16 protein-coding genes are annotated in these 17413 nt (G+C 71.1%); 3 read left to right on the top strand and 13 right to left on the bottom strand.

Annotated features, from left to right (window positions below):
- Positions 1-24: 24 nt before the first annotated feature.
- The 5 genes from rpsD to ACIGXE_RS26055 all read right to left on the bottom strand — a co-directional run bounded on the left by rpsD (position 25) and on the right by ACIGXE_RS26055 (position 5171).
- Entirely contained in the window at positions 25-639 is a 615-nt protein-coding gene (gene rpsD, locus ACIGXE_RS26075) for a 30S ribosomal protein S4 (RefSeq protein ID WP_365342540.1), read from the bottom strand.
- 361 nt (positions 640-1000) lie between these two features.
- On the bottom strand, positions 1001-2356 hold the full coding sequence (locus tag ACIGXE_RS26070) for a replication-associated recombination protein A (RefSeq protein ID WP_399751385.1): 1356 nt from the start codon (positions 2354-2356) through the stop codon (positions 1001-1003).
- 55 nt (positions 2357-2411) lie between these two features.
- Positions 2412-3038, bottom strand: a complete 627-nt coding sequence (locus tag ACIGXE_RS26065; RefSeq protein WP_399751310.1) for a vitamin K epoxide reductase family protein — start codon at positions 3036-3038, stop codon at positions 2412-2414.
- 151 nt (positions 3039-3189) lie between these two features.
- Positions 3190-4452: a histidine--tRNA ligase gene (hisS, locus tag ACIGXE_RS26060; RefSeq protein WP_399751309.1), complete on the bottom strand. Its 1263-nt coding sequence runs from the start codon at positions 4450-4452 to the stop codon at positions 3190-3192.
- An 11-nt stretch (positions 4453-4463) separates the two neighbouring features.
- The gene (locus ACIGXE_RS26055) at positions 4464-5171 is read right to left on the bottom strand and encodes an MBL fold metallo-hydrolase (RefSeq protein ID WP_399751308.1); all 708 of its coding nucleotides are present in this window, start codon (positions 5169-5171) and stop codon (positions 4464-4466) included.
- 153 nt (positions 5172-5324) lie between these two features.
- Between ACIGXE_RS26055 and ACIGXE_RS26050 the strand changes: the two genes are divergently transcribed.
- Together ACIGXE_RS26050 and ACIGXE_RS26045 are read left to right on the top strand one after the other, a co-directional pair.
- A complete protein-coding gene (locus ACIGXE_RS26050) occupies positions 5325-6110 on the top strand; it encodes a peptidylprolyl isomerase (RefSeq protein WP_399751307.1) in 786 nt (261 codons plus the stop codon).
- 220 nt (positions 6111-6330) lie between these two features.
- Positions 6331-7560 carry a DUF349 domain-containing protein gene (locus ACIGXE_RS26045; RefSeq protein ID WP_399751306.1) on the top strand — a complete coding sequence of 410 codons (1230 nt, stop codon included), beginning with the start codon at positions 6331-6333 and terminating at the stop codon, positions 7558-7560.
- 104 nt (positions 7561-7664) lie between these two features.
- Here ACIGXE_RS26045 and ACIGXE_RS26040 read toward each other — a convergent pair whose 3' ends face one another.
- The 8 genes from ACIGXE_RS26040 to ruvC all read right to left on the bottom strand — a co-directional run bounded on the left by ACIGXE_RS26040 (position 7665) and on the right by ruvC (position 16843).
- The gene (locus ACIGXE_RS26040; protein ID WP_399751305.1) at positions 7665-10130 is read right to left on the bottom strand and encodes a RelA/SpoT family protein; all 2466 of its coding nucleotides are present in this window, start codon (positions 10128-10130) and stop codon (positions 7665-7667) included.
- Between the two features lie 240 nt (positions 10131-10370).
- On the bottom strand, positions 10371-10922 hold the full coding sequence (locus ACIGXE_RS26035) for an adenine phosphoribosyltransferase (protein WP_399751304.1): 552 nt from the start codon (positions 10920-10922) through the stop codon (positions 10371-10373).
- Positions 10919-11989, bottom strand: coding sequence for a protein translocase subunit SecF (gene secF / locus ACIGXE_RS26030; protein ID WP_399751303.1), 1071 nt, complete (start codon positions 11987-11989; stop codon positions 10919-10921). The genes ACIGXE_RS26035 and secF overlap by 4 nt, the downstream gene beginning before the upstream one ends.
- A 1-nt stretch (position 11990) precedes the next feature.
- Positions 11991-13772, bottom strand: a complete 1782-nt coding sequence (gene secD / locus ACIGXE_RS26025) for a protein translocase subunit SecD (RefSeq protein WP_399751302.1) — start codon at positions 13770-13772, stop codon at positions 11991-11993.
- Between the two features lie 141 nt (positions 13773-13913).
- Positions 13914-14372, bottom strand: coding sequence for a preprotein translocase subunit YajC (gene yajC / locus ACIGXE_RS26020; RefSeq protein ID WP_399751301.1), 459 nt, complete (start codon positions 14370-14372; stop codon positions 13914-13916).
- Between the two features lie 187 nt (positions 14373-14559).
- Positions 14560-15639, bottom strand: a complete 1080-nt coding sequence (gene ruvB / locus ACIGXE_RS26015) for a Holliday junction branch migration DNA helicase RuvB (RefSeq protein ID WP_399751300.1) — start codon at positions 15637-15639, stop codon at positions 14560-14562.
- 44 nt (positions 15640-15683) lie between these two features.
- Positions 15684-16316 carry a Holliday junction branch migration protein RuvA gene (gene ruvA, locus ACIGXE_RS26010; RefSeq protein ID WP_399751299.1) on the bottom strand — a complete coding sequence of 211 codons (633 nt, stop codon included), beginning with the start codon at positions 16314-16316 and terminating at the stop codon, positions 15684-15686.
- A complete protein-coding gene (ruvC, locus tag ACIGXE_RS26005; protein WP_399751298.1) occupies positions 16313-16843 on the bottom strand; it encodes a crossover junction endodeoxyribonuclease RuvC in 531 nt (176 codons plus the stop codon). Before ruvC ends, ruvA begins: the two co-directional genes overlap by 4 nt.
- A 245-nt stretch (positions 16844-17088) precedes the next feature.
- Between ruvC and ACIGXE_RS26000 the strand changes: the two genes are divergently transcribed.
- A complete protein-coding gene (locus tag ACIGXE_RS26000) occupies positions 17089-17382 on the top strand; it encodes a hypothetical protein (protein WP_399751297.1) in 294 nt (97 codons plus the stop codon).
- Positions 17383-17413 lie beyond the last annotated feature (31 nt).

Genomic DNA, 17413 nt, shown 5'->3' with positions numbered 1-17413 from the left:
GGTGGTACTACGTCCGTCGAAGGATCAACGGGCGTAGTACTCGACGACCAGCTGCTCGTCGCAGATGACCGGGATCTCCTTGCGGTTCGGGTCGCGGTCGAGGCGGAAGGCCAGGGCCTTCAGGTTGACCTGCAGGTAGCGCGGGGTCTCGCCGTCGGCGGCGAAGCCACCCTCGCGGGCGACCTGGAAGAGGGTCTTGGCGCGGGACTTCTCGCGGACCATCACGACGTCGTCGGGACGGACGCGGAAGGACGGCTTGTCGACCTTCTGGCCGTTGACCTGGATGTGGCCGTGCACGACCATCTGACGGGCCTGGTAGATGGTGCGGGCGATGCCCGAACGCAGGACCAGGGCGTCGAGACGGCGCTCGAGCTCGACGACCAGGGCCTCGCCCGTCTTGCCCTCGGCCTTCTTGGCGCGGTCGTAGGCGCGGGCCATCTGGCGCTCGCTGATGTCGTACTGGGCGCGCAGACGCTGCTTCTCGAGCAGACGGACCTTGTAGTCCGAGTTCTGCTTGCGGCCACGGCCGTGCTCGCCCGGCGGGTAGGGGCGGGCCTCGAAGTACTTGACGGCCTTCGGCGTCAGCGCGATGCCGAGCGCACGGCTCTTCTTGACCTTGGGGCGGGACTGGTTCGGCATGAACCAACCTCTCTACTGTTTCGAATACGGCTTCACCAGGGTTAGGGAGGTCGCAATCCGCAGCCGGGAAACCCTTCGGGTCCACGGGGGACCTGCCGGGCAGCCGCTCCCAGGTCTGGGCACATACGTGCAGCACGCGAACGACCCACCGCCCGCTCCGGGGACTCCCGGTGGTGGTGGGTTGCCCGCGACACCTTCGAAGGTGCGCGACGCTCCTGGAGACCCCGCCCGAAGGCCGGGGCTCCGGCTGACTGTCCCGCTCTGGTGATGTCGGCCGAAGCCGGACACGGGACGCAGCACTTCCCACGAGTGTACCGGGTCCGCCGGGCGCCTCGTGCACCGAGGCGCCCGGCCGGCTCCGTCAGCCGCCCTCGCCCTTCAGGCGCTCGCGCACCTTCTCCACCACGTCCGCGTAGCGGGCCTCGGCGCCGTAGCGGGTCGGTTCGTAGTAGCGCTTGCCGTGGACGGTGTCCGGGGCGTACTGCTGCGGCGCGATGGCGCCCGGGACGTCGTGCGGGTACACGTAGCCCTGGGCGTGGCCGAGCTTGGCCGCGCCCTTGTAGTGACCGTCGCGCAGATGGGGCGGGACGGGACCCGCGAGGCCGTTGCGGACGTCGGCCTGCGCGGCGAAGATCGCGTTCGTCGCCGCGTTGGACTTCGGGGCCAGGGCCAGGGCGATCGTCGCGTGGCTCAGGGTCAGCGCCGCCTCCGGGAAGCCGATCATGGCGACGGCCTGCGCGGCGGCCACGGCGAGCGGCAGCGCCTGCGGGTCGGCGAGGCCGATGTCCTCGCTCGCGGAGATCATCAGGCGCCGGGCGATGAACCGCGGGTCCTCCCCCGCCTCGATCATCCGGGCGAGATAGTGCAGGGCCGCGTCCACGTCCGAGCCGCGGATCGACTTGATGAGGGCGCTCGCCACGTCGTAGTGCTGGTCGCCGTCCCGGTCGTACTTCACCGCCGCGCGGTCGACGGTCTCCTCGACCGTCTCCAGGCTGATCTCCGGCTCCCCCTTGGCGATCGCGGCGCCCGCGGCCGCCTCCAGGGCGGTCAGGGCGCGCCGGGCGTCGCCGCCGGCGATCCGCAGCAGGTGGGCCTCGGCGTCCTCGGGCAGGGTCACCGCCCCGCCGAGCCCGCGCTCCTCCTCGAGGGCCCGGCGCAGCAGCCCGCGCAGGTCGTCGTCGGTGAGCGGCTCCAGGGTGAGCAGCAGCGACCGGGAGAGCAGCGGGGAGATCACCGAGAAGTACGGGTTCTCGGTGGTGGCGGCGATCAGCGTCACCCAGCGGTTCTCCACGGCCGGGAGCAGCGAGTCCTGCTGGGCCTTGGAGAAGCGGTGGATCTCGTCGAGGAAGAGGACGGTCTCCTTGCCGTAGCCGCCGACGGCCCGCCGGGCCCCGTCGATGACGGCGCGGACCTCCTTGACGCCCGCGGTGATCGCGGAGAGCTCGACGAAGCGCTTGTTGGTGGCCTTCGAGACCACGTAGGCGAGGGTGGTCTTGCCGATGCCGGGCGGTCCCCACAGGATCACCGAGGACGCGCCCGCCGGGCCGCCGTTGCCGTCGCCGACGAGGCGGCGGAGCGGCGAGCCGGGCTTGAGCAGATGGCGCTGGCCCACCACCTCGTCGAGGGTGCGCGGACGCATCCGGACGGCCAGTGGGCTGCTGGTCGGGTCCTTCTCCTGGCGTTCTTCGGCGGCTGCGGTAAAGAGGTCGGGCTCCACGGTCATGAAGCCTAAGCGAGAGCACCGACAGTCCGGTCCTGGACCGGTGCCGGGCTCAGCTGGTCCAGAAGTCCCACCAGCGGGTGAGGATCAGCATGCCGACGATGCCGATGTGCAGCACCGGCAGGACCCAGGTGAACTCGTCGAAGAAGGTGCGCACCCCGCGCGGGGCCCGGATCACCCCGTGGCGCACGTTGTGCGAGGTGGTGTACCAGAACATGACGATGGTGGCGACCCAGGCCAGGCAGCACCACAGGCACAGGGCGTTGATCACGTACAGCGACTGGATCATCAGCCAGGTGCAGAAGCCGACGCCGAAGAGCATGCCGGCGTTGAGGCCGAGCCAGTACCAGCGCCGGTAGCGGGCCCCGGCGAGGAGGCCGACGCCGATGGCGACGACCACGGCGTAGGTGACGAGGCCGAGCATCGGGTTCGGGAAGCCGAACGCCGAGGCCTGCTCGCTCTTCATGACGCTGCCGCAGGAGACGATCGGGTTGAGGCTGCAGCCGGGGGTGAAGTTCGGGTCCTCGAGCAGCTTGAACTTGTCGAGCGTGATCACCCAGGAGGCGAGCAGCCCGGCGGCGCCGGTGATCACCAGAAGCCAGGCGAAGGCCTTGCCGGCGCCGATGGTGGAGGCGTCACTCCGTCCGGCGGAGACGTCCTCGGCGGTTGCTCGGCTCATGTGGCGCTTCCTCGTTCGGCTGTCCGGTGCAGGGTCATTGTGCCGCACACGGTGGCACGGGCGGCGTTCGCGGGCCGTAAAGGAGGCCCGGCCCGCGGCGTGCGCGGGCCGGGCCCTCTTCAGGTCGTACGGGCGGGCCGCAGGCCCCCGGTCAGGCGAGCTTCGCCTTGACCGTCTCGATCAGCCGGTCCAGCGCGACCGGCTGCTGCTCGCCGGACTCCATGTCCTTGAGCTGGACCACGCCCTCGGCGAGGTCGCGCTCGCCGGCGACGACGGCGAAACGGGCGCCGGAGCGGTTGGCGTTCTTCATGTGGGCCTTGAGGCCTTTCGCGCCGAAGCTGAAGTCCGTGGCCACGCCTTCCTTGCGCAGCTCGGTGACGAGACCGAACAGCACCTTGCGCGCCTCGTCGCCCAGCGGCACCGCGAACACGCTGGTGGCCGGCGGGATGTCGAGCTGGATGCCCTCGGCCTCCAGGGCCAGGACCGTGCGGTCCACGCCGAGCGCCCAGCCGACGGACGGCAGCGCCGGTCCGCCGATCATCTCCGACAGGCCGTCGTAGCGCCCGCCGCCGCCGACCGCGGACTGCGAGCCCAGACCGTCGTGGACGAACTCGAAGGTCGTGCGGGTGTAGTAGTCCAGGCCGCGCACCAGCTTCGGGTCGTCCTCGAAGGCCACGCCCGCGGCGGTGAGCAGCGCGCGCACCTCCTCGTGGTACGCCTTGCACTCCTCGCACAGGTAGTCCTTGAGGAGCGGGGCGTCGCCCAGCTGCTTCTGCACGGCCTCGCGCTTGTCGTCGAGGACGCGCAGCGGGTTGATCTCGGCGCGGCGCAGGGTCTCCTCGTCGAGGTCGAGCCCGCGCAGGAAGGTCTGCAGGGCCTCGCGGTAGACGGGGCGGCACTGCTTGTCGCCGAGCGAGTTGAGCAGGATGCGGAACTCGCGCAGCCCGAGCGAGCGGTAGGCCTGGTCCGCCAGGATGATCAGCTCGGCGTCGAGCGCCGGGTCCTCGGCGCCGATCGCCTCGGCACCGACCTGGGAGAAGTGGCGGTAGCGGCCCTTCTGCGGGCGCTCGTAGCGGTAGTAGGAGCCGGAGTACCACAGCTTGACCGGCAGCCCGCCGGCCTTGTGCATGTTGGCCTCCAGCGCCGCGCGCAGGACGGAGGCCGTGCCCTCGGGGCGCAGCGCGAGGTTCGAGCCGCCCTTGGTGGTGAGGGTGTACATCTCCTTGGTCACGATGTCCGTGGACTCGCCGACACCGCGCGCGAACAGGTTGACGTCCTCGAAGCCGGGCGTCTCGACGTAGCCGTAGCCGGACTTCCGCAGCGGGGCGGAGATGGCGTCACGGACGGCGAGGTAGGTCGCCGAGAACGGCGGGATGAGGTCGAAGGTGCCCTTGGGGGCCTTGAAGGTGCTCACGAAGTCTCTCGTCACATTCCTCGTCGGGGAGCGTCCACGCTCCCGAGGCCGGCGGCCACCTGCCGCAGATAGGGGTTGGTGGCGCGCTCCTGGCCGATGGTCGTCTGGGGACCGTGCCCCGACAGCACCACGGTCGAGTTGTCGAGCGGCAGGCACACGCGGGCCAGCGACCGCAGCATCTCGTCCATGTCACCGCCGGGCAGGTCGGTGCGTCCGACGGAGCCGGCGAACAGCAGGTCGCCCGAGAAGAACACGGAGGGGATCTCCGTGGTCTCCGGGGTCCTGAAGGTCACCGACCCCTTGGTATGACCGGGCGCGTGCGCGACGGAGAACTCCAGACCGGCGAGATTCAGCTCGGCGCCGTCGGTGAGCTCGTGCACGTCGTCCGGCTCGCCCACGGTCAGCTCGCCCATGAGGGGCATCCCGATGGAGCGGCCCAGGGCCTTCTCCGGGTCGCTCATCATGTACCGGTCGGCGGGGTGGATCCACGCGGGTACGTCATGGGCGCCGCAGACCGGGACGACGGAGGCGACGTGGTCGATGTGGCCATGGGTGAGGACCACCGCGACGGGCTTGAGCCGATGCTTCTTCAGCGTCTCCTCGACTCCCTGGGCGGCCTGGTGGCCCGGGTCGATGACGACGCACTCCTCGCCTGCGGCGGGGGCGACCACGTAGCAGTTGGTGCCCCAGGCCCCGGCGGGGAACCCGGCAATCAGCACGATCTTCCTCTTGTCTCGTCCGGCAGATGGCTGCGGCGATGCGGAATGCAGCAGATCAGAGCCTACCGGCGGTGCGTATTCCACAGCCAACCCGTATACGGTACGGGCACACCCGGCCAGGACAGAACAGACGATCGACAAGGAGCGGACCCGGTGGTCAGCAGCGATCAGCGGCGGCGGCAGCTCGCCAGGGACAAGTACCAGCGGCAGCAGCAGCGGCGTGAGGAGGCGCGGCGCAGGGCGCGGCGGAACACCGTCATCGCCTCCACGCTCGCCGTGGTGCTCGCCGCGGGCGGCGCCGTGTGGGCGTCGGTGGCCCTGACCGACGACGGCAAGAAGGGTTCGGACGACGTCGCGTCCGCGCCGTCGCAGACGCCGAGCGCCGAGCCCACGAAGGCACAGCCCGAGCCGGCGATGTCGATCGACAAGAAGGCCACGTACACGATGGCCCTCAAGACCAACGTCGGCGACATCACGGTCACGATGGACGCGGCCAAGGCCCCGCACACCGTGAACTCCTTCCAGCACCTCGCCGCCAAGAAGTACTTCGACGGGACGAAGTGCCACCGCCTCACCACCTCGGGCATCTACGTGCTCCAGTGCGGCGACCCGAAGGGCGACGGCACCGGCGGCCCGGGCTACTCGATCCCGGACGAGAACCTGAACGGGCTCGGCAAGGCGGGCGCGGACGGCACCGTCACCTTCCCGAAGGGCACCGTCGCGATGGCGAACGCGGGCCCGGGCACCGGCGGCAGCCAGTTCTTCCTCGTCTACAAGGACACCAAGCTCCCGCCGAACTACACCCCCTTCGGCACCTTCGACGCGGCCGGCATCAAGGTCGTCGAGGAGGTCGCCAAGGCCGGTGTCGCGGGCGGCTCGGGCGACGGCGCGCCGCAGAAGGCCGTCACGATCGAGAAGGCGACCGTCACGAAGAAGTAGCCGGTGGGCGAGGCGAGGGGCGGCCCGGGGACACACCCGCGCGTGACCGTTGAATTTCGGTCGTGCTGAGTGCGGACAGCCGGGCCGCCGTTCGCCTAGATTGGCGTTGTGCAGCGCAGGCCGTCGGCCGCGCTGTGGAGGGCGGGCGAGGCCCGCCGGGAAACCGTGGACGATGCCAGGGGGCGGAGCCCCCACGACGGCATCATGGTGAGGAGGCGCTGTGAGCAGCGACCCGTGGGGCCGCGTCGACGAGACGGGCACCGTGTACGTGCGTACGGCCGAGGGCGAGCAGGTCGTCGGATCGTGGCAGGCCGGCAGCCCTGAGGAGGCGCTGGCCTACTTCGAGCGCAAGTACGAGGGCCTGGTGGTCGAGATCGGCCTCCTCGAGAAGCGGGTGAGGACCACCGACCTCTCGGCCAAGGACGCCACGGCGGCCATCGAGCACATCCGGCAGCAGGTCGCGGAGCACCACGCGGTGGGCGACCTGGCCGCGCTGGCGGCCCGGCTCGACAAGCTGACCGAGACGGTGGAGTCCCGCCGTGAGGAGCGCAAGGCCCAGAAGGCGAAGCAGGCCGACGAGGCCCGCTCCGCCAAGGAGGCCCTGGTCACCGAGGCCGAGGAGCTGGCGCAGAGCGAGCAGTGGCGCTCCGCGGGCGAGCGGCTGCGGGCGCTCGTCGACACCTGGAAGGGCCTGCCGCGGCTCGACCGCAAGTCCGACGACGAGCTGTGGCACCGCTTCTCGCACGCCCGCTCGGCGTTCTCCAAGCGTCGCAAGGCCCACTTCGCGGCGCTCGACGCGCAGCGCGAGGACGCCCGTAAGACCAAGGAGAGGCTGGTCGCCGAGGCCGAGGCGCTGGCCAACTCGACCGACTGGGGTGCCACGGCCGCCCGCTACCGCGAGCTGATGGCGGACTGGAAGGCGGCGGGCCGGGCCCAGCGCGAGCACGAGGACGACCTGTGGAACCGCTTCCGCGGCGCCCAGGACGTCTTCTTCGCGGCCCGCGGCGAGGTCTTCGCGGAGCGCGACGCCGAGCAGGGCGAGAACCTCAAGCTGAAGGAGGAGCTCGCCACCGAGGCCGAGAAGCTGGTGCCGGTGACGGATCTGAAGGCGGCCCGCGCGGCCTTCCGCTCCATCAACGAGCGCTGGGAGGCCATCGGTCACGTGCCGCGCGACGCCCGCCCGAAGGTCGAGGGCCGGATGCACGCGGTGGAGCGGGCGATCCAGGAGGCCGAGGAGGCGGAGTGGCGCCGCACCAACCCGGAGGCGCGGGCGCGCGCCGCGGGTCTGACCGGCCAGCTCCAGGACGCCGTCGACAAGCTGCGCAAGCAGATCGACGCCGCCCGGGCCGCGGGCAACGACGCCAAGGCCGACAAGCTCGCCAAGGAGCTCGAGGGCCGTCAGGCGCTGCTCGACCAGGCCCTGAAGGGTCTGCAGGAGTTCGGCGGCTGATGCCGTAGGGCGAGGCTGCGAGAAGGGCCCCCGGCGCGCTGCCGGGGGCCCTTCTCGTGTGCCGTCGCGGTGTCCCCGAGGGTCCGACCCGGGGATCCGCCGGGTTACGGCCTGCGGGCGCTGGTGACGCGGTAGACGTCGTACACGCCCTCCACGCCCCGGACCGCCTTGAGGACGTGGCCCAGGTGCTTCGGGTCGCCCATCTCGAAGGTGAAGCGGGAGGTGGCCACCCGGTCGCGGGAGGTCTGGACGGCCGCCGACAGGATGTTGACGTGCTGGTCCGACAGGACCCGCGTGACGTCCGAGAGGAGCCGGGACCGGTCGAGGGCCTCGACCTGGATGGCGACCAGGAAGACCGAGGACTGGGTGGGGGCCCACTCGACCTCCAGGATCCGCTCGGGCTCCCGGGACAGCGACTCGACGTTGACGCAGTCGCTGCGGTGCACGGACACGCCGCTGCCGCGGGTGACGAAGCCGATGATCGGGTCGCCGGGCACCGGGGTGCAGCAGCGGGCCAGCTTCACCCAGACGTCGTCGACGCCCTTGACGACCACGCCCGGGTCGGCGCTGGAGCGGCGCTTGGGGCGGCCGCGGGTCGGCGGGGCGGTCTCGGCGATGTCCTCGGTGGCGGCCTCCTCGCCGCCGAGGGCCTGGACCAGCTTCTGGACGATGGACTGCGCGGTCACATGGCCTTCGCCGATCGCCGCGTACAGCGAGGAGATGTCGCTGTAGCGCATCTCGTGGGCGAGGGTGACCAGCGAGTCGCCGGTGAGGATGCGCTGGATCGGCAGGTTCTGCTTGCGCATGGCCCGCGCGATGGCGTCCTTGCCGTGCTCGATGGCCTCGTCGCGGCGCTCCTTGGAGAACCAGGCGCGGATCTTGTTGCGGGCGCGCGGCGACTTGACGAAGCCCAGCCAGTCCCGGGAGGGTCCGGCGCCGGCGGCCTTGGAGGTGAAGACCTCCACCAGGTCGCCGTTGTCGAGGGTGGACTCCAGCGGCACCAGGCGTCCGTTGACGCGGGCGCCTATCGTCCGGTGGCCGACCTCGGTGTGGACGGCGTACGCGAAGTCCACCGGGGTGGCCCCGGCGGGCAGCGCTATGACGTCGCCCTTCGGGGTGAAGACGAAGACCTCGTTGCGCGAGAGGTCGAAGCGCAGCGACTCCAGGAACTCCGAGGGGTCCTCGGTCTCCTTCTGCCAGTCGAGCAGCTGGCGCAGCCACGCCATGTCGTTGATGTGGTCGTCCTTGCCGGCCTTCCGCGGCACGTCGGTGCGCACCTTGGAGGCGCCGGCGACGGCCTCCTGCTTGTACTTCCAGTGCGCGGCGATGCCGTACTCGGCGCGGCGGTGCATGTCGAAGGTGCGGATCTGCAGCTCGACGGGCTTGCCGTTGGGACCGATGACCGTCGTGTGGAGCGACTGGTACATGTTGAACTTCGGCATCGCGATGTAGTCCTTGAACCGGCCGGGGACCGGGTTCCATCGCGCGTGGACGGTGCCGAGCGCCGCGTAGCAGTCGCGGACGGTGTCCACGAGCACGCGGATGCCGACCAGGTCGTAGATCTCCGCGAAGTCACGGCCGCGGACGATCATCTTCTGGTAGACGCTGTAGTAGTGCTTCGGCCGGCCGGTGACGGTGGCCTTGATGCGGGCGGCCCGCAGGTCGGCCTGGACCTCGTCGGTCACTATGGCCAGGTACTCGTCGCGTTTGGGGGCGCGTTCGGCGACGAGCCGCACGATCTCGTCGTACATCTTGGGGTAGAGGATCGCGAAGGCGAGGTCCTCCAGCTCCCACTTGATGGTGTTCATGCCCAGCCGGTGTGCCAGCGGGGCGTAGATCTCCAGGGTCTCGCGGGCCTTCTTCTCCTGCTTCTCCCGCTTGAGGTAGCGCATGGTGCGCATGTTGTGCAGGCGGTCGGCGAGCTTGATGACGAGGACCCGGGGGTCCTTGGCCATGGCGACGACCATCTTGCGGACGGTCTCGGCCTGCGCGGCCTCGCCGAACCTCACCTTGTCGAGCTTGGTGACGCCGTCGACGAGGAGCGTGACCTGGTCGCCGAAGTCGCGGCGCAGGTCCTCCAGGCCGTACTCGGTGTCCTCGACGGTGTCGTGCAGCAGCCCGGCCATCAGGGTCGCCGGGTCCATGCCGAGCTCGGCGAGGATCGTGGTGACGGCGAGCGGGTGCGTGATGTACGGGTCGCCGCTCTTGCGCTTCTGGCCGCGGTGCCAGCGCTCGGCGACCTGGTAGGCGCGCTCGATCTGGCGCAGGGTCGCCGTCTCGATCTTCGGGTCGTTGGAGCGGACGATCCGCAGCAGCGGTTCGAGGACCGGGTTGTACGGGGAGGAACGCTGGACGCCGAGGCGGGCGAGCCGGGCGCGGACCCGGCTGGAGGAGCCGCCCGAGCGGGCCGGCGGGGCCGGCGAGGGCCGGACGGACGGGGCCGGTGCGGGTGCCGCGGGCCGGGGGCTGGTCTCCGCGGGCGGGTTCTGGGGCGCGTCGGCCTGCTGCGCGGCCTGGTCGGCCTGCTGCTCGGACTGCGCGGCGGAGAGTGGCTGGGCCTCGTCTGGCAAGAGCGCTCCTCTGGGGGCTACCCCCGGACGGAGTCTGGGGGAGATCTCCGGGTCCCCCGGTCAGGCCCGGAAAGGCCATCGTATCGACCTGGAAGCGCCTGTGCTCACGTGCCTGAGGGCTGAGACGTCACCGGGACGCCCGCGGCGCTTCGCCGGGACCCGTTCGGGCCCTGTCCGGAAAACGACGGGGGCGGCCCGGGGAATTCCCCGGGCCGCCCCTCGCGGGTGGATCGGCTGCCGTCAGACGGTGATCAGCGCGGTCAGCGGTGCGCCGTCCAGGACGGGCTCCAGACGGGCCCGGCCGGGCAGGAAGCCCAGCTCCATGAGGACCGCGACGCCGGCGACCTCGGCCCCGGCCCGCCGGATGAGCTCGATCGAGGCCTCGGCGGTCCCGCCGGTGGCGAGGACGTCGTCGATGACCATGACGCGGTCGCCCGCGGCCAGGTCCTCGGCGTGCACCTCGATCTCGGCGGTGCCGTACTCCAGCTCGTACGCCTGGCGCAGGGTGGCCCCGGGCAGCTTCCCGGCCTTGCGGACCGGGATGAAGCCGAGTCCCGCGCGGACGGCGACCGGCGCGGCCAGGATGAAGCCGCGGGCCTCCAGGCCGACGATCTTCGTGGCGCCCTGCTCCGCGCAGAGCGCGGCGAGGGCGGCGGTGAGCGTCGTGAACGCCTCCGGGTCCGCGAGCAGCGGGGTGATGTCCTTGAACAGCACCCCCGGCTTCGGGTAGTCGGGGACGTCCCGGATGCGGCTGAGGAGCAGCTCCGTGGTGCTCTGCGCCTCCGCGGTCATCCGCGCCGCTCCGAGGAGCGGCCGCGGCGGCCGTGCTGGCCGACGACGGCCGGCTCGACGACGGCGTCCGTCGTGTCGTCGAGCGGCTCGCCCTTGGCGGCGGCGGCGGCCCGCTTGGCCATGACGCGCTTCCTCAGGGCCTGCATGGCCGGCTCGCGCTCCTTGAGGTCGGCGACCAGCGGCGTGGCGATGAAGATCGAGGAGTACGCGCCGGCGGCGAGACCCACGAACAGCGACAGGGAGATGTCGTTCAGCATGCCGGCGCCGAGGACGCCGCCGCCGATGAAGAGCAGACCGGCGACCGGCAGCAGGGCCACGACCGTGGTGTTGATCGAACGGACCAGGGTGCTGTTGATCGAGCGGTTCGCGACGTCGCTGAAGGTCCAGCGGGTCTGCTTGGTGATGCCCTTCGTCTGCTCCTTGAGGGAGTCGAAGACGACGACCGTGTCGTAGAGCGAGTAACCGAGGATCGTCAGCAGACCGATGACCGTACCGACCGTGACCTCGAAGCCGACCAGCGAGTAGATGCCGACGGTGATGGTGAGGTCGTGGATCAGTGCGACGAGCGCCGCGACGGCCATCCGCCACTCGAAGGCGATGGCGAGGTAGATCACCACGAGGATCATGAAGATCCCGAGGCCCGTCCAGGCCTTGTTGGCGATCTGCTCACCCCAGCTCGGGCCGACGAGCTCGGCCGCGATCTTCGACTCGGCGACGTCGAGGTCCTTGGCGAGCTCCGCGCGGACCTGGTCGGACTTGGCGGTGTCGAGGCCGCCGACCTGGATGCGCAGGGAGCCGCTGCCGAGCTGCTGGACGACCGCCGGGTGGCCGGCGGCCTCCTCGGCGTACTCCTGGGCCTGCGAGACGGAGACGTCCGTCTTCGGGGTGGTGAAGACCGCGCCGCCCTGGAACTCGATGCCCATGTTCAGGCCGCGCACCGCGAGGGCGACGATGGCCGTGATGGTGATCAGGATCGAGATGCCGTACCAGATGCGGCGGTTGCCGATGAAGTCGTAGCCGACCTCACCGCGGTGCAGTCGGGCGCCGAGATCGCCGAGCTTCGACATCTCACGCCTCCTTCGGGTCGACAGGGCCAGCGGCATTGACAGAGGTGCGGCGCGTACGGCGCAGCGGCGGCTTGGCGCCGAGGCTCTTCGGGTCGAGGCCGGACAGCTTGTGGCCGTCGCCGAAGAACTTCGTGCGGGCGAGGAGCGTCATCACCGGCTTGGTGAAGAGGAACACCACCACGATGTCGAGCAGCGTGGTCAGACCGAGGGTGAAGGCGAAGCCCTGGACCTTGCCGACGGTGACGATGAAGAGCACCGCGGCGGCGAGGAACGACACGAAGTCGGAGACCAGGATGGTGCGGCGGGCCCGCGGCCAGGCGCGCTCGACGGCCGGGCGCAGGGTGCGGCCCTCGCGGATCTCGTCGCGGATGCGCTCGAAGTACACGATGAACGAGTCGGCGGTGATACCGATGGCCACGATGGCACCGCAGACGGCCGGCAGGTTCAGCGCGAAGCCGATGGTGGGGCCGAGCAGCGACATGATCACGTAGGTGAGCACGGCCGAGACGCCGAGGCTCGCGATAGCGATGATCGACAGGCCCCGGTAGTAGACCACCAGGTACAGGATGACCAGGGCGAGGCCGATGGCGCCGGCGATCAGACCGGCCTGGAGCTGCTCGCCGCCGAGGGCGGCGGTGACGGTGTCGACGCTCTGGGTGTCGAAGGACAGCGGCAGGGCACCGTAGGACAGGATGTTGCCGAGGTCCTGGGCCGACTGCTGGTTGAAGCTGCCGGAGATCTCGGCGCTGGCGCTCAGCGTCTGGCGCACGGACGGGGCCGAGACGACCTCGCCGTCGAGGACGATGGCGAACTGGTTCTGCGGCTCGGTCTGCTGCGACAGCTTGCTGGTGATCTTCTGGAACTTCTTCGAACCGGAGTCCGTGAAGTCCATGGTGACGATCCACATGCCGCGCTGCTGGTCGAAGACGCCCTTGGCGTCGTCGACGTCCTTGCCGTCGACCTCGGCCGGGCCGAGGAGGTACTTGGCGTCGCCCTCGGCGCCGCACGCGACGGTCGGCTGATCCGCCGGAACGGTGCGGGCGGGGTTGGGCACGACCTTCTTGCCGCCGGACTTACCCGCCTTGGGGGTGCAGTCGAGCGTGGCGAAGTCCTGCTGCAGCTTCGCGGTGGCCGCGTCGGCCGGCGGCGTGGTGGCCGGCGGCGTGGTGGCCTTCGGCGACGCGGAGGAGCTCGCGGTGGGCGTCGGGCTCGGGGCCTTCAGGGCCTCGGAGACCACCCGGCCCTTGCTGGAGGCGGTCGCGGTCGGCTTCGCCGACGCGTCGCCCTTGCCCTTGTCCGCGGTGGCGCCCGAGGGCTTCGCGGACGGGGTGGCGGAGCCGCTCGGCGTGGCGCTCGGGTTCGGCGCGGGCTGGCCGGCGGCGACCGCCAGGACGGGCCGGAAGTACAGCTGGGCGGTGGTGCCGACCTGCTCGCGAGCCTGCTTCTCGTTCGTCCCTCGCGGGATGTTCACGATGATGTTCTCGCGGCCCTGCGTCTGGACCTCGGCCTCGGAGACACCCAGACCGTTCACACGCCGGTCGATGATGCCGACGGCGGTGTTCATGTTGGTCTCGTTGACGGCGGACTCCTTGCCCGGCTCCGCCTTCGCCTTGAGCGTGATCGACGTGCCGCCGGCGAGGTCGATGCCCAGGCGCGGGGTGGTGTGCCCCGACCAGAACATGCCGCCGGTGAGCGCGACCATGGCGATCAGAATGAGTGCCAGGGCGCGGCCCGGCCGGCTCTGGCCCCCCGCCGGCCTTCGGCCCTTCTTCGGTGCTGCCACCTTGTCGTTTCTCCCTGTCCAAACCGCCCTGCGCCGGGTGGGCGCGAGACGGCCACGAAGTGTGTGTGGGGACCTGCCCCCGCAGACGAACCGGTCCGGGGCGGCGGACGCCGGTAGGCGTCCGCGGCTGCCCCGGGGCGATTACTTCGCCTCGGTCTCCCCGTCGGCCTTGCCGTCCTTCTCGACCTCGGAGTCGGCCGCCTCGGCGGCGTCCTTCTTGGTCAGGTCGGCCTTGGCCGCCCCCTCCTGACCCTCGGCGTCGTCGGCGACCTCGGTGAGCGAGGACGCGTCGTCCGGGACGACGGTGTCGCTGTCGTCGTCGCCGTGGACGATGCGGTTGTACTCGGAGTCCTCCAGGACCGCGCCGATCGCGTTCTTGGCGTAGACGGCGTGCACGCCCGGCGCGACCTCGAGGAGGACGGTCTCGTCGCCGATCTCCTTGACGGTGGCGTACATCCCCCCGATGGTGCGCACGCCGGTGCCGGGCTGCATCTCGTTGCGCATCTGCGCCGCCTGCGCCTGCTTCTTCTTGGCGGAGCGGGTCATCAGGAACATGGCCCCGATGAGGACGATGAAGGGGAGGAGGGTCACGATGTTCACGGGACGGGTTTCCTTCGCACGGTCGCGGAGGAACCGCGGCCTGATCTTCGGGGGTGGGTACGCCGACCAGAAAGGGCGGCACCGGCGGAGTCTAGGCGAGTCCGCATCGATGGAACAACGCCCAGCATCGCACCGTGGTTCCTGGTGAGGCGAGTATCCGCGCCGTCGGTCGCCTCACACCCGGGGGTCACGCCCCGAAGAGCCCCTGTTGTCCCGATCCCGCCGGTCCCGGGCCCGCTGCCTGCGGCGGAACCAGTCCGAGGTGGCTCCAGGCCGCCGGAGTGGCGACCCGTCCGCGCGGTGTGCGCGCCAGCAGACCCTCCCGTACGAGGAAGGGCTCGGCGACCTCCTCGACGGTCTCGCGCTCCTCCCCCACGGCCACCGCGAGGGTGGACAGACCGACCGGTCCACCGCCGAAGAGCTTGAGCAGCGCCTCGAGGACGGCTCGGTCGAGGCGGTCGAGGCCGCGGCTGTCGACCTCGTACACGCCGAGGGCGGCGGCGGCGATCTCCCGGGTGATCACTCCGTCGGCCCTGACCTGTGCGTAGTCCCGGACCCGGCGGAGCAGCCGGTTGGCGATGCGCGGGGTGCCGCGGGAGCGGCTGGCGATCTCGGCGGCGCCGGCCGGGTCGATCTCCACGTCGAGGAGTCCGGCGGAGCGGGTGACGACCCGCTCCAGCTCGTGCGGCTCGTAGAACTCCATGTGGGCGGTGAAGCCGAAACGGTCGCGCAGCGGGGGCGGCAGGAGCCCGGCCCGGGTGGTGGCGCCGACCAGGGTGAAGGGCGGCAGGTCGAGCGGGATGGCGGTGGCGCCGGGGCCCTTGCCGACGATGACGTCGACGCGGAAGTCCTCCATCGCCATGTAGAGCATCTCCTCGGCGGGCCGGGACATCCGGTGGATCTCGTCGAGGAAGAGGATCTCCCCCTCCTGGAGGGAGGAGAGGATCGCGGCGAGGTCGCCGGCGTGCTGGATGGCGGGGCCGGAGGTGATCCGGATCGGCGCGTTCATCTCGGCGGCGATGATCATCGAGAGGGTGGTCTTGCCGAGGCCCGGGGCGCCGGAGAGCAGCACGTGATCGGCGGTGGCGCCGCGCTGGCGGGCGGCCTTGAGGACCAGGTCGAGCTGCTGGCGCACCTTCTCCTGGCCGATGAACTCGCCCAGGTCCTTGGGGCGCAGCGCGGCCTCGACGGCCTGGTCGTCGCCCTCGGCGGCGGCGCCGACGATCCGCTCCTCGCCGGCCACGGCCGGCTCGTCGTCCCAGTTCACGGTGGTGGTTGCCTTTTCGCTCGTACGGGGAAGGGGCGGCCGGCTCAGCGGGCCCGGTTGAGGGTCTGCAGGGCGGCGCGCAGCAGCTGCGGGACGGGCGCGGAGCCGCTCTCGGCGAGCGCGGCCTCGGCCTGCGGCGTGACGGCGGCGACGGCCTCCTCGGCCTCGCGGCTCGCGTAGCCGAGGCCGACGAGCGCGGCGGAGAGCTGCTCGGTCCAGGGGGCGGGACCGGCGGCGACCGCGCGCTGCTGCCCGACGAGGCCGCTGCTGCCGAGCGGCGCGCCGAGCTTGTCCTTCAGTTCGAGGAGGAGCTTCTGGGCGCCCTTCTTGCCGATGCCCGGCACCGCGGTCAGCGCCTTCTCGTCCCCGGTGGAGACGGCGAGCCGCAGCGCGTCGGGGCTGTGCACCCCGAGCATCGCCTGGGCGAGCCGCGGCCCGACGCCGCTGGCGGTCTGCAGCAGCTCGAAGACCTGCCGCTCGTCGTCGTCGGCGAAGCCGTACAGGGTCAGCGAGTCCTCCCGGACGACCAGGGAGGTGGCGAGCCGCGCGTGCTCGCCGAGGCGCAGGCCGGCGATCGTGTTCGGGGTGCACTGGACGGCCATCCCCACGCCGCCCACCTCGACGACGGCGGTGGTGGGGGCGAGGGCGGCCACCGGGCCGCTGACGAAGGCGATCATGACGTGCGGCCTTTCGAGGCGTGCAGGGCGGCGGCCTGCTGGAGGCGGTTCTGGGCGGGCGCCCGCCAGATGTGGCAGATGGCGAGCGCGAGGGCGTCGGCGGCGTCGGCGGGCTTGGGCGGCGCGGAGAGCCGGAGCAGCCGGGTGACCATGGCCCCGACCTGGGCCTTGTCGGCACGTCCGCTGCCGGTGACGGCGGCCTTGACCTCGCTGGGGGTGTGCAGGGCGACCGGCAGTCCGCGGCGGGCGGCGCACAGCATGGCGACGGCGCTGGCCTGCGCCGTGCCCATCACCGTACGCACGTTGTGCTGACTGAACACCCGTTCCACGGCGACGAGTTCGGGCTGGAAGCGGTCGATCCACTCCTCGAGGCCGCGCTCGATTCCGACCAGGCGGGTGCCGATGTCGGCGTCGGGGAGCGTGCGGACGACGCCGACGCCGAGCATGGTCAGAGGGCGCCCGGCCACGCCCTCGACGACTCCGACTCCGCACCTCGTCAGTCCGGGGTCGACACCCAAGACACGCACAGCCCCTCCTCCCTGTCGGCAACCGCCTGAAGGCTACCGGCTGCCACTGACACCACGGCCGACCACGCGGTCCGGCGGCCTCGCGAGCCGACGCGGCGACGCCTGAGGGCCGTTTTCCGCTTTGCCTCCATGATCGACACCTGCCTATGATCACGAACGTTCGCACGTTTGACCGACGTGTGCACGTTCGACCAATTGCTCATTCCCGAGCACACCACTTCAGCAGGGGGATACACATGCGTCGCATGTCCAAGATCGGCGTCACGGGCGCCGCGCTCGCTCTCGCCACGGTCGGCCTCAGCTCGCCCGCCCAGGCGGCCTCCTCGGACATCCACCGGGGGAAGACCGGCTGCTTCACCTGGTCCTGGGCCGAGGGCTGGACCACCACCACGGTGTACTGGCACAACACCTGCTCCTACGAGTCCACCATCAACATCTGGTGGCAGGACGGCAGCACGAGCCGGATGAAGAAGGTCACCGCCAAGGGCGGGGCCTCGGGCAGCGTCAAGAACTCGGGCGACTTCAAGCGGGTCGACTGAACGTGATCCCGCGTCCCGCTGACCACTGACT

This window comes from Streptomyces sp. NPDC053431, assembly GCF_044544925.1.
Taxonomy (GTDB): Bacteria; Actinomycetota; Actinomycetes; order Streptomycetales; family Streptomycetaceae; genus Streptomyces.
Note: the sequence above shows the minus strand (reverse complement) of the source record. Positions and strands in the feature narration are given on the sequence as shown.

Excerpts from the sequence above, each read along its gene's own strand:
- ACIGXE_RS26000 (WP_399751297.1), top strand. The coding sequence starts at position 17,089 with ATGTCCAAGATCGGCGTCACGGGCGCCGCGCTCGCTCTCGCCACGGTC.
- ACIGXE_RS26065 (WP_399751310.1), bottom strand. The coding sequence starts at position 3,038 with ATGAGCCGAGCAACCGCCGAGGACGTCTCCGCCGGACGGAGTGACGCC.
- ACIGXE_RS26035 (WP_399751304.1), bottom strand. The coding sequence starts at position 10,922 with ATGACCGCGGAGGCGCAGAGCACCACGGAGCTGCTCCTCAGCCGCATC.
- secF (WP_399751303.1), bottom strand. The coding sequence starts at position 11,989 with ATGTCGAAGCTCGGCGATCTCGGCGCCCGACTGCACCGCGGTGAGGTC.
- rpsD (WP_365342540.1), bottom strand. The coding sequence starts at position 639 with ATGCCGAACCAGTCCCGCCCCAAGGTCAAGAAGAGCCGTGCGCTCGGC.
- ruvA (WP_399751299.1), bottom strand. The coding sequence starts at position 16,316 with ATGATCGCCTTCGTCAGCGGCCCGGTGGCCGCCCTCGCCCCCACCACC.